At 72.3% G+C, this 11,690-nt stretch carries 9 protein-coding genes; 5 read left to right on the forward strand and 4 right to left on the reverse strand.

What is annotated here, in order from left to right; genetic code table 11:
- Positions 1–118 precede the first annotated feature (118 nt).
- Positions 119–1,282: an SUMF1/EgtB/PvdO family nonheme iron enzyme gene (locus tag WMF14_RS48640; protein WP_437797784.1), complete on the reverse strand. Its 1,164-nt coding sequence runs from the start codon at positions 1,280–1,282 to the stop codon at positions 119–121.
- An 11-nt stretch (positions 1,283–1,293) separates the two neighbouring features.
- Complete coding sequence (locus WMF14_RS48645; RefSeq protein WP_272096829.1) at positions 1,294–1,839, reverse strand: TlpA family protein disulfide reductase; 546 nt, start codon at positions 1,837–1,839, stop codon at positions 1,294–1,296.
- 228 nt (positions 1,840–2,067) lie between these two features.
- Here WMF14_RS48645 and WMF14_RS48650 point away from each other — a divergent pair, with 228 nt between their 5' ends.
- The 5 genes from WMF14_RS48650 to WMF14_RS48670 all read left to right on the forward strand — a co-directional run bounded on the left by WMF14_RS48650 (position 2,068) and on the right by WMF14_RS48670 (position 9,580).
- Complete coding sequence (locus WMF14_RS48650) at positions 2,068–4,758, forward strand: HEAT repeat domain-containing protein (protein WP_437797786.1); 2,691 nt, start codon at positions 2,068–2,070, stop codon at positions 4,756–4,758.
- Positions 4,759–5,052: 294 nt separating this feature from the next.
- Positions 5,053–5,433 (forward strand): hypothetical protein, encoded by a 381-nt coding sequence (locus tag WMF14_RS48655; protein ID WP_272096831.1) that lies wholly within the window; start codon positions 5,053–5,055, stop codon positions 5,431–5,433.
- Entirely contained in the window at positions 5,430–7,655 is a 2,226-nt protein-coding gene (locus WMF14_RS48660; RefSeq protein ID WP_437797788.1) for a M20/M25/M40 family metallo-hydrolase, read from the forward strand. The genes WMF14_RS48655 and WMF14_RS48660 overlap by 4 nt, the downstream gene beginning before the upstream one ends.
- Positions 7,652–8,896, forward strand: coding sequence for a formylglycine-generating enzyme family protein (locus WMF14_RS48665; RefSeq protein WP_437797790.1), 1,245 nt, complete (start codon positions 7,652–7,654; stop codon positions 8,894–8,896). The genes WMF14_RS48660 and WMF14_RS48665 overlap by 4 nt, the downstream gene beginning before the upstream one ends.
- A gap of 201 nt (positions 8,897–9,097) precedes the next feature.
- Positions 9,098–9,580, forward strand: a complete 483-nt coding sequence (locus tag WMF14_RS48670) for a hypothetical protein (protein ID WP_437797792.1) — start codon at positions 9,098–9,100, stop codon at positions 9,578–9,580.
- 140 nt (positions 9,581–9,720) lie between these two features.
- Here the strand turns inward: WMF14_RS48670 and WMF14_RS48675 are convergent, their stop codons facing one another.
- Together WMF14_RS48675 and WMF14_RS48680 are read right to left on the reverse strand one after the other, a co-directional pair.
- Complete coding sequence (locus tag WMF14_RS48675) at positions 9,721–10,551, reverse strand: mobilization protein (RefSeq protein ID WP_437797794.1); 831 nt, start codon at positions 10,549–10,551, stop codon at positions 9,721–9,723.
- Positions 10,552–10,816: 265 nt separating this feature from the next.
- The gene (locus WMF14_RS48680; protein WP_437797796.1) at positions 10,817–11,668 is read right to left on the reverse strand and encodes a ketopantoate reductase family protein; all 852 of its coding nucleotides are present in this window, start codon (positions 11,666–11,668) and stop codon (positions 10,817–10,819) included.
- Positions 11,669–11,690 lie beyond the last annotated feature (22 nt).

Here is an 11,690-nt window from a genome sequence, read left to right on the forward strand (position 1 = left end):
GGAGGTCGACGGCCCCGACGATGCCAGGCGCAACCCCGCGGGTGTGCTCCACCCGCCTGGTGGAAGATCGCGCCGGCGGCACGCTGGCGCGAGCCAGCCGCGCGCAGGGCGGGGCGCGTCAGCGGATCGTCTTACAGCACCTCAGCCCGAGGTGGTAATTCGCGTGCCACGCGTCCTCCATCGGCTCGACGTGCCAGCGCGGGCTGTAGGCGCAGTGATCGGGGTAGGTCTCCCGGCCCTTCGGCCTCGGGGCGTCGTGCTCGCGGGCGACCTCGACGTAGAACCAGGCGCTCCCCTTGAGCTGGCTGTACAGCTTGCCGTCGTCGCGGTCGCGGCGGGTCATGATCTCGGCCACGTTGCCGTGCTGATCGAACACCCCGAACCGCGAGCGGCACGCGGGGAAGGACCCCGCAGGCTCGGTGTCGGTCGCGCAGGTCTGGTAGGCGGAGCGCGCGGTGTCGCCGTCGCACGGCTTGCCGTCGATGTCTCGGTGCGGCGTCTGCGTGTGGCAGATGGCGAGATCGAGCTCGTCGCCGTAAGCGTACGTCCTCGGCTTGCCGCCCTCTGGATCGCCACGGCACGCGAGGCTCCACTCGTCCTCGGTGCAGAGGCGCTTGCCCTGCAGGCTGCACACGGTCGCCGCCTGCGTCGGGCTCGCCCATACCATCGGCAGCTCGCACGGCTTGTTGGGGAACTCGAAGATGTCGATGCAGAACTCGGCCGACGCCGGCTTCCCGCGCCGGTACACCGGCACCATGTTCTCCTGGCCGCCGCAGCGGGCGCGCTGCTCCTCCGTCTGGAGGACGACGCCCCGGAGGCCCTCGAGGCACTGCTCCTTCGATCGCGTGTGCCGCGCGAGCTCCTTGTTGCCCTGGTTGAGCCGGGCAGGCGAGCCGCCGCCGAAGTTCTTCTCCAGGAAGAGCTCGGGGTTCTTGAACTTCCGCTCTCGCTCCGAGAACTCCTTCAGCGAGAAGAGCCGCACCAGATCCTCGCGCGCCTCGTAGTGGATCGCCATCGGATCCCCGACCGCCCCGGGCGCGCCAGCGTCGCCGCCGGCCGCATCGGGCGCGCCGGCCTCGCCGGAGGCCCGTGGGGCAGGCGCCTCCGGGGCGGAGGCCGCCGGGCCCGAAGGCGGCGCGGAGGCGCTGGCCGAAGGCGGCGCGCCGGCGTCGCGGCCGCGATCGGCGTCGCCGCGGGAGCAGGCGGGCGAGGCGGCGGCGAGCGCCGCCAGCACGAGGTGCAAGGGACGGGAGGGAGGGGGCACGTGGAGCGAGAGGGGCACGTGGAGCGAGATCAGAGGGCGGCCGCGATGATCTCGGAGAGGCTCGCCTCGTCGACGACGCCCGTCAGGTAGGCCGCGACCTTCCCCTGCCGGTCGATCACCACGAGGCTCGGCAGCTTGTCCACCCCGTAACGAGCCGAGGCCTCCTTCGCGTCGTCGATGAGGATCGGATACGAGAGGCCCTTCTTGACGGCGTACTGGCTGGCCACCTGGGGCGGGTCGTCCACGTTGATGCCGAGCACCACGAGCCCCTTCTTCTCGTAGCGGCGCGCGATCCGGTCGAGGATCGGCGCCTGGACCGCGCAGGGACCGCACCACGTGGCCCAGAAGTCCAGGATCACCGGCTGGCCCTTCAGCTCGGCGATCTGCATGCGCGCGCCGGGCTCGCCGTTGGCCGCGACCGGCAGCGTCACGTCGGGGGCCTCCGCGCCGACCATGCCCCCGACCCCGGGGGCGAGGCGCGGCAGGATCACAAGTCCGAAGAGCGCGCTCAGGGCGATGAGCAACGCGACTGCAGGATAGAGAATCTTGCCGGAATTGGGCTGGGGTTCGGCCATACGGGCCCTGGGCTTCATAGCAAATCTTTGGGCCTACGTCCGAGCGGCTCTGGTACGGTCCGGCGCCTCGACCGGCCGGGCGCTTCGCCGCCTGGCCCGGGGTCGGGGGCGCAGCGCGGCACGCCGCGCGACGCCGCCGCTTCCGGGAGGGGTCGGGGGCGCAGCGCGGCACGCCGCGCGATGCCACCGCCGTTCGGGTCACGTCGTCGCCCGCGCGCTGGAGGAACCATGCTCGATCGTCCGAATCTTTCACGAGAGAATCCCGCGGGGCCGCGCGGACGGCGCCCGCCGCCGGGGCCCCTTCCGGCCAAGCAGGCGGCCAAGTGGCCCCCCGATGACAACGATCTGCCCGGCGCCCCGCCGGCGCCCGCGGGCGGCGGCTTCGCGGACGACGGCAACTTCAAGCGCGGCCGGTTCAGCCCCGTGTCGATCGTGGTCGGCCTCGTCGTCGCGCTCGGCGCCGCGGGCGCCATCTGGCTCGGCGTCAAGCAGGACGGCCAGAAGATGACGGTCGACGCCGTCTCCAAGGAGAAGAAGAACATCTTCGTCCTGCCCAAGAAGGACCAGCTGCCCCTGTGGCGCAAGTGGGCCGCCGCGAGCTCCGAGCTGTCGCTCCAGCAGGAGGCGCTCATGCAGCTCGCGTGGGCCGACGACCCGGAGGGCGTCACGCACGCGCAGAACGCGCTCGCGCTCTCGGACCACCGCGTGAAGGGCGTCGCCGCGCAGGTGCTCGCGTACTACGGCTCGCCCAAGGCCGACGGCGCCAAGCACGCGCTGCTCGAGGCGCTCAAGGTCGCGGACGAGAGCGACCGGCCCCAGATCGTCTGGGCCCTCGTCGAGCTGAAGGAGCCCGCCGCGTTCAAGGACGCGATGGACCAGTACAGGAAGGGGTTCCTCTCGAAGGTCGAGCGGCTCGGCGGCGGCATCGCCTTCGACCCCGAGAAGCTCGCCGGCCTCGTGTCGCTCGAGGAGCTCTCGAAGCTCGCGACCGACGAGAGCTCGTCGGTGCGGCAGCTGGTCGCGACCGTCCTGTCGCGCAACGCCGAGCCCAAGTGGACGAGCGCGCTCATCACGCTCGTGAAGGACAAGGACGTCGAGGTCGCGCGCGAGGCCGCGAACGGCCTCGGGAGGATCGGCGACGAGACGGCGCGCGCCCCGCTCCTCGAGGCCCTCGCGAACGCCGACAAGACCAGCCGCCAGCGCTTCCTCGAGGCGCTGCGCGACGGCATCGGCGGCGAGGGGCTCGTCCTCGCGCTCGACAGCGTGAAGCAGGATCCCGAGGAGACGACCTGGTTCCAGACGAAGCAGATCATGGAGATGCTGCGCGAGCTCGCCGATCCTCGGGCGGCCGACCCGCTCGTGAAGTGGATCGAGGCCAGGAAGCCGCCGCTGCACTGGCAGGGCGAGGCGGGGACGCGGCTCGCCGAGGTCGGCGACATCCGCGCCGCCAAGTTCATCGGCGAGCGGATGCTGGCCGACCCGCTCAAGCTCTACAAGCTCGAGAAGTTCTGGGAGGCGGACGAGGGCGGGCACCTGTCGCGCACCGATCTGCCGCGCGTCGTCGGCGCCCGCATGCTCGCCGATCTCGCCGTGATCCACGCGGACAAGGCCGCCGAGCTCAAGGCCGCGGCCGAGGCCCCGGTCATCCTGTGGCTCAAGGATCGCCCGCAGCCGCACGCGAACGGCCTGCGCTTCCTCGCCACGGTCCGCTCCGAGAAGATCCTGAAGGACATGCGCGACTGGGCCTTCCCGACGGATCCGCTCCCCAAGGAGGGGCAGCAGCCGCCGTTCCCCGCGGCCTTCGAGACCGCGCAGAGCGCGCTCCGGTACATCGGGCGCATGAAGGACGAGCCCTCGTACCCGAAGCTCCTCGATCAGTTCAACCGCAAGAAGGACCCGAAGCTGGACATCACCCAGGACGCGCTCCAGGGCGCGGGGCTCGCGATGCTGGGGATGGCGCTCCGCGCGGTCGCCTACGGCGCGTCGCAGGGGCTCGCCGAGTGGGGCGATCCGCGCGCGGTGGAGAGGCTGACGAAGCTCATCGAGGACGAGACGTGGCACGAGGAGGCCCGCCAGGCCGCTTGCGAGGCCGTCGCCTGGTGCGCCGACGACAAGACGATGATCGAGGTGGCGAAGAAGGCGAAGGAGTTCGCGAGCAAGAAGGAGCCGCGCAAGCAGCTCATCGGCGCCTGCTACGCGTCGTCGCTCGCGCTCCGGCCGGTGCCCGGCGCGGCCGCCGAGCTCGTCTCACTCCTCGCGGCCGACGTCGACCCCGGGGTGCGCATGGCCATCGCGCGCGCCATCGGCATCGGCGGCTTCGACGAGGCGGTGCAGGGGCAGCTGTTCGAGAAGCTGAAGGACGTCGAGGTCCGGAACGCAGCGGCGCTCGCGCTCATCCTCGGCGGCACGAGCGACACCGCGGCGCGGACGATCGCGATGTACGCCGACTTCGACAAGTCCGCGCTCGACGACCTGAAGGACCACTACTACCGCGCCTTCGGCTACTGGTCGGACGAGGACTTCAAGCGCGGCAACCTCTACCGGTACGTCGCGAACGCCGAGGCGATCACGCGGGTGAAGGTCGCCGACGCGCCGCAGGAGTGGGCGCGGCAGCGGCTCCAGGCCCAGTTCGACAACCTGAAGTACGACAACGGCCCGCACTCGGAGACGCGCGTCGTGCTGCGCTACCGGCTCTACCAGGAGGCCAAGAGCGGCGACGGCGCGAAGAAGAAGGGCGCGATCGACACGCTCAAGTTCATGAAGGAGAAGGGCGTGCTCATGGCGCTGCGGCACGAGCAGGGCGAGACCGGCGCGCTCGCGAAGCGCGCGTTCCACGAGCTCATGAACCCGAAGGCCACCGTGGCCGAGGACCTGAGCAAGTTCGCCCCGGCGAAGGCCGGGGGCGACGACACGCAGTAGCGGCGCGCGGCGCGGCGCGGCCGATCTCGCGGACCGCGCCCGCGCACGAAGCCCCGGCGCGCGATGCAGGGGCGGGGAGCCCGGGAGCGCACGAGAGGAGGTCGTCCTCTCCGGAGCTCCCGGGCTTCCTGTTTTTGTGCTGGCAGCGCGCCCATTTCCGTCTCCGGCGCGCGTCGGTCTGGCCAGGGGGGCCGGGTGACCGGCGCGTGTCGGGCTGGACAAAACGCACGTTTCGGAAGAGTGTTCGCGCCGAGGTGCACTGTGCCTACCTGGCGTGATGAGCTCATCGAAGCCGTGAAATCGAAGGCGGAGCGCGAGGCCGAGGAGCTCGCGCGGCACAAGAAGCGGGTCGCCGAGGCGCTCGCGGCCGCGGAGTCGGCCGTGTCGCTGGGGGCCGAGTCGCTGAAGTTCGCGCACGAGAGGCTGCAGGAGAAGGGGCAGTCCATCGTGCTCACCCAGGAGCAGGACAAGCACCGGCTCGCGCTCGGCGATTTCAGCCTCTCCCTGGAGCTCCTGCGGGAGTCCGCGATCGTCCGGGTGACGTTCGGCGACGGCAAGCCGCGCGAGTTCGATTTCGCGAAGGACCGCCACATCGCGCCCGCCGACGTGGAGGAGTACATCGGCCGTCGCGCGCTCGAGCTGGTCCGCGCGGCGCAGAAGGCGTCGCCGTGGTGAGCGCCCGGCGCGCCGCGGCCCCGCTGTCGTCCCGCGCATGGGGTCTTCGCCGCGGCCTCGCCGCCGGCCTCCTTGCCGCGGTCGCCGCGTGCGCTCCGCCGGCAGCGCCGCCTCGCCAGCCTGCCGCGCCGCCGGCCTCGAAGCCGGCCGCGCCGGCGCCCGCCGCGCCGGCCTCGATCGATCTCGATCCCGCCGCGGAGGCGCGGATCGCGGCGGACGTCGCGTACCTCGCGTCGCCCGAGCTCGCGGGGCGCGGGACCGGCGAGCCCGGCGCCGATCTGGCGGCCGAGTTCATCGCGCGCCGGTTCGCCGAGCTCAAGCTCTCGCCGCTGGGCGGGCCGGGGAGCGACGCGAAGGCGTACCGGCAGGTGTTCGACGCGCGGGTCGGCGCCGACGTGGCGCCCGCGGCCCTCGCGGTGCAGCGCGCGGGCCGGAAGCAGAGCGTCGAGGCCGGCAAGCTGGTCACGGCCGACGGGAGCGCGAGCGGCACGGTGTCCGGGGCCGCGGTGCTCGTCGGCCATGGAGTGACCGCGCCGGCGCTCTCCTGGGACGACTACGCCGGCCGGGAGATCGAGGGGAAGATCGCGATCGTGCTCGACGGCGTGCCCACGCTGGACGGCGGCTCGGGTGGAGCGGCGCACGCCGGCGCGCACGGCGTCGCTGCGCCCGCGGGTCCGCAGAGCGCCGCCCCTGCCAGTCCGCACGGCGTCGCTGCGCCCGCGGGTCCGCACGGCGCCGCCCCTGCCAGTCCGCACGGCGTCGCTGCGCCCGCGGGTCCGCACGGCGCCGCCCCTGCCAGTCCGCACGGCGGCGCTGCGCCCGCGGGTCCGCACGGGGGTGCAGCTCATGCCGGTGCAGCGCACGGCGGCGCTGCGCCCGACGATCCTCATCATCCTGCGCGGCCGGCGGACGCGCTCCGCGACTTCGGCAGCGTCCGTTACAAACTCCGCACCGCCCGCGAGCACAAGGCCGCCGGGGTGATCCTTGTCGCGGCGGGCGACGAGCTCCCGCGGGTGCCGGACGACGCGGCGAGCATGGGCATCCCGGCCGTGGTGATCACGCGCTCCGCGGCCCGCGCGCTCTTCCCGGCGGCCGGGCTCGCGCCGCCGGTGAAGCCCGCAGGCGCGGCCCCGGAGAAGCAGGCGGCCGTGAAGCCGGCCGCGACCAAGGCCGTCGCGCCGAAGCCGCTCGCCGGCACGACGGTCGAGATCACGACCAAGGTCACCGCGCGGACGGCGCCGGCGTCGAACGTGATCGGCCTGCTCTCGGCGAAGGACGGCTCGCCGCACGCCGGTGAGTACGTCGTCATCGGCGCCCACTACGATCACCTCGGCTACGGGGGCACGTCGTTCTCGCGCGCGCCCGGCGTGCATGCGGTCCACCCCGGCGCCGACGACAACGCCTCGGGGACCGCGATGCTCCTGGAGGTGGCGCGGCGGTTCGCCTCGCTCCCCGAGCGGCCGGCGCGGAACCTCCTGTTCATCGCGTTCGGCGCCGAGGAGCTCGGCACCATCGGCTCGCGCCACTTCGTCGATCACCCGCCGGCCCCGCTCGCGGGGATGAAGCCGGTCGTGGCCATGATCAACGCCGACATGGTCGGCCGGATGCGGGACGACAAACTCCTCGTCGACGGCCTGGGGACCTCGCCCGACTGGCAGCTGATCGTGGACGACGCCGCCCGCGGGCTCGGCCTCACGCTCCAGTTCGGCGTCGAGGGCTTCGGCGCGAGCGATCACGCGTCGTTCACGGCGTCGCGCGTCCCGATCGCCTTCCTGTTCACGGGCGTCCACGAGGACTACCACCGGCCGAGCGACACGGCGGACAAGATCAACGCCGCGGGCGTCTCGCGGTGCTCGGTGCTCGCGGCGCGGATGGCGCTCGCCCTGTCGCGGCGCGACGCGCGCCTCGCCTTCACCGATCCGCCCGCCGACCCGCACCGCAGCATGCGCGGCGGCTTCCGGGCGTCGCTCGGCACGATGCCGGACTACGCGTACCAGGGGCCCGGCGTGAAGCTCACGGGCGTGCGGCCCGACGCGCCGGCCTCCCGCGCCGGCATGCAGGCGGGGGACGTGATCGTGCGCATCGGCGCCCACGCCGTCACCAACATCCACGACTTCATGTTCGCGCTCGGCGATCTCGAGCCGGGCCGCGAGGTCGAGATCGAGGTGGATCGCGGCGGGACCCGGGTGCCGCTCAAGGTCATCCCCGCCCCCGGCCGATGAGCCGGCGCCCTCGCCGCGCCGCGCCGCCGGCCGCGCCACCTCGACGGCGCAGGGCCCCGAGCGGGCCCTGCGCGGTCCGCCTCGCGTTCCTCTGCGGCCTCACGGCCGCGCTCCTCGCCTGCGACAGCCCGCCGCCTGCGGCGGCCGACGCCGCGACGCCCGGGGGGCCCGAGCGCGCCGGCGCCGCTGCGGATGCCGAGCCCGCGCCGCCCGACGCCGCTGCGGCAGAGCTGTCGGACGCCGCGGCGGCGCTGGCGTACACCCCGGCAGAGCCGCCGGACGCCGCGGCGGCGCTGGCGTACACCCCGGCGGAGCTGCCGGACGCCGGGGCAGCGATGTCGTACGCCGCGGCGGCGCTCGATGCCTCGGCAGTGGCCCTCGACGGCGGCTCGCCGGACGCCTCAGCGGCAGCCCCCGACGGCGGCTCGCCGGACGCCGCAGCGGAAGCCCTCGACGGCGGCGCTCCGGACGCGGGGCTGCCCGGCAGCTCCGAGGGGTGCCCGGGCGACATGGTCCTCGTCGAAGGCGACTACTGCCCCGTGGTCGATCAGATCTGCCTGAAGCACCACAAGGAGTACGAGAAGGACCAGGAGCGACGGGCGACGGCCTACAACGAGGCCGAGGGCCCGACCAGCGTCAGCGAGCGGTGCCTCGAGTACAGGCGGCCGACCGAGTGCCTCTCGAAGAAGCGCGCGCCGATGCGGTTCTGCGTCGACCGCTACGAGTGGCCCAACAGGAAGGGCGAGCTCCCGGCGGTGCTCGTCTCGTGGCGCCAGGCCGTCAAGGCGTGCGAGGGCGTCGGCAAGCGCCTCTGCACGGAGGACGAGTTCAACTTCGCCTGCGAGGGCGAGGAGATGCTCCCGTACACGTACGGCTACGCCCGCGACGCGACCAAGTGCAACATCGACCGGCCCTTTCGCCAGCGCGAGGTCACGCTCTACCACTACGAGCGGTGCATGCGGCACCCCAAGTGCAAGGCGGAGCTCGAGCGGCTCGATCAGCGCAAGCCTGCGGGCTCGATGCCGGCGTGTGTGTCGCCGTTCGGCGTCTACGATCTCAACGGCAACATCAACGAGTGGGTCGTCCGGCCCGGCCACAAGTCGCCGGAGCGGAGCGGGCTGAAGGGCGGCTGGTGGGGCCCCATGCGCGGCCGCTGCCGCCCGACGGTGGGGTTCCACAAGGAAGAGGACTACGGCTACGAGCAAGGGTTTCGTTGCTGCAAGGATGCGGCTCCGCGGTGAGCGCGCGGTGGCGCGTCCTTTTTGAGGGGCGCGCGGCCGCCGACCGGGGGTACGCTCCTGTCCAGCGGGCCCCGCGACGCGGCGCTCGCCGGCGAAGGGCCTGCGGTTCCTCCTCCGGGGGCCGGGGCTCAGATCTCAGCGGCGGGCCGGCACCGGCCCGTCGCTCACGCGGGGAGAGCCCCGCATCTCGAGGAGACCTTGATGAAGCGATCCATGTGGTTCACCAGCGCGCGCTCGGCCGCCTCGGTCGTCCTTGCCCTCGGAGGCCTCGGGCTCCTGACGTCCGCGTGCAGCCGGGGCCGAGACGCCGAGGATCCGTCGGATCCGCAGTACAACGCGTACAACCAGCAGCAGCAGGGGTACCAGCAGCCTGGGCAATACCAGCAGCCCGGGCAGTACCAGCAGCCTGGTCAGTACCAGCAACCCGGACAGTACCAGCAACCCGGGCAGTACCAGCAACCCGGGCAGTACCAGCAGCCGGGCACGACCGCTCCGGCGACGACGGGGCAGCCGGGTCCGCTGGCTCTCCCGTGTACGAACGACATGGTCTGCGGCACACACAAGTGCAACACGGCCGTGGGCAAGTGCGCCTTCCCCTGCGCGGCGAACACCGACTGCGCGGCGGGCTTCTCGTGCATGGGCGCGGGCTCGGCGACGGCGATCTGCGTGCCCGGCGGGCAGTAGCGGGCGCCTGGTCTCGCGCTGATCGATTCGTGACGCGTGACCTCCCCCCTGTCTTGTGACGCAGCGAAAGCCGCCTCACAGCGGGAATCCAACCCGCGCTCGCGCTGGCCGATTCATCGCAAGCGCCCCTGGCGCCTTGGTCAGGTCGCGACCAATTCGTTGCTCGCGGCCGGTTCGAGCTGCTGTTCCGCCGACTCGGGACGCTGCGGCGCGCCCGAGGCAGATACGCGCTCCGTCGCTGGCCGCAAGCTGCACGCTGCCTCCAGCGCGGCCTGCGCGCGCTCCAACCAGAGCTTGGCGCGACGACGCTCCAAGGCGGACAGCGCTTGCTGCCCCTCGCTCGTGTTGATGGCGGCCCAGAAGCTCGAACCGAAGCGGTCGATCTTGTACATCACCGACGAGTCGAGCTCGGGCAATGTCACGATGTGCCCGCCGCCTTCGAGCAGGCGCTGGTACGCGGGGGACGCGTCGAATTGGCTGAAGTCCTTCGAGCGCCCTTGGTTCTTCACCACGACATGCTGGAGCGCGTCGCCCGGCGCCGCGAGGACCCGCTCGATATAGGATACCGAATCGAAACCACCGTCGGTGACGTGCCAGGAAACCAGCTGGACACCCATTTCGCGCGCGTAGTTGAGGACGTCCGTCGACTCGATCCAGCGCTGGAGCGCCCGATGGCTCTGCGCAGGCAGGTCGACGAGTACCAGGCGATCGGCTCCGAGCGCGCTGTCCAGGATCTGATCGGCGCTATCGAGCCGATCGAGATCCACGCTCCGCGTGTAGTCCGCGTAATAACGAGCGAGCGCGCGATGCGACAGATCCGCGTCGAGCGCCGTGAAGGGAAGCGCTCGGTCAATGAAGAGCTGCGCCAGCAGCCGAGCGACCACGCTCTTGCCAACGCCGCCCTTCTCGCCGCCCACAAAATGTAAACTGCTCATGCGCCTCCCCTTCGGCCACCGTGCCGCGGGAGTCAAGCCATTCGTTACAAATGGCGGTTCGGCGTCGCCACGTGCCGGCGATATGCGCGGCGGCCCATTGGATCGACCGCGCTCCGCCGGCGCGGATTGAACGGCTGCCAATCTCGCTCGATGACGTGGCGGGGCACGCTCGGGATGACGTGCAAGATCGACGCGCTCGACCCGCCGAGGGGGCGCCCGGCGCCCTGAGCCGCATCATCCCGGTCTTTCCGCCGCCGGCACCGCTCGTACCGGGGTCGTCGAATTGCTCTCTCTGGTCTCTTCAGGGCCTGATGGCGAGCAGCGTCGGCGTTTGACCCGGCGCCGCGGCGGCCATCGCGTCGATCAGCGCGCGCGGCTCGCCAGGCCCGACGGCGCCCGTCTTGCGGACGGCGTCGACCCTGCTGAGCCCCCACAGGAGCGCGGCCGTCGCCGGCGTTGGCAAGCGGCTCAGCGTCCCTATCGGCTCCGGCGTGATGGTGTTTCCGAGGCGACGCACCACGCGGAGCCCTTCCTCCACGGCGCGCGCGAGGGTCATCGCCTCTGCCCACGACACGCCTGCCTTTCGCGCGTGCGCCTTGATGATAGCCACCATCGCCGGCGCGACGAGCGCCGCGTGCGTGCGCAGCCAGCTCTCCATATCGGAGTGCACGACGGCGGGAATGCCGGCGTCCGTGAAGACCTTCGCCCAGGCCGCGTCCGTCACCGTGGTGACCAGGCCTCGGGTGACGACCTTCGACGTCAGCTTGCCGTCCTCGAGGGTCGCCAGGATCGCAGGGAAGCCGAAGGCGAAGCGCGCCGGGCCCACCGCATCTCGGAGGCGGCCCAGCGGCTCGAAGGTGTTGAACATGAACATCACGGACTTCGCCGCGCTCTCGGCCAGCGCAGGGAGCACCGCGTCCACCTGGTGCGCGAGCACCGTCACGAGCACCAGATCCCACCCTGCCGTCGTATCGAGCGCAGCGCTCACGCGCACCGCCGCGCGCTCCCCCGCGGCGCTCACGATCGCCTCGTCCCGCCGCAGCTGCTCCAGCCGCTCTCCACGGGCGATCACCGTCACCTCGTGCCCCGCTCGCGCGAGCTGAAAGGCAAAGGTGCTTCCAATCCTACCGGCGCCGACAATGGCAATCTTCATGCGTTACACCGTAGCTCCTGTG

Origin of the sequence: Sorangium sp. So ce693 (assembly GCF_051521375.1) — a bacterium.
GTDB lineage: Bacteria > Myxococcota_A > Polyangia > Polyangiales > Polyangiaceae > Sorangium > Sorangium atrum.

Coding starts and splice junctions, on each gene's coding strand:
- WMF14_RS48650 (WP_437797786.1), top strand. CDS start 2,068: ATGCTCGATCGTCCGAATCTTTCACGAGAGAATCCCGCGGGGCCGCGC.
- WMF14_RS48670 (WP_437797792.1), top strand. CDS start 9,098: ATGAAGCGATCCATGTGGTTCACCAGCGCGCGCTCGGCCGCCTCGGTC.
- WMF14_RS48665 (WP_437797790.1), top strand. CDS start 7,652: ATGAGCCGGCGCCCTCGCCGCGCCGCGCCGCCGGCCGCGCCACCTCGA.
- WMF14_RS48645 (WP_272096829.1), bottom strand. CDS start 1,839: ATGGCCGAACCCCAGCCCAATTCCGGCAAGATTCTCTATCCTGCAGTC.
- WMF14_RS48680 (WP_437797796.1), bottom strand. CDS start 11,668: ATGAAGATTGCCATTGTCGGCGCCGGTAGGATTGGAAGCACCTTTGCC.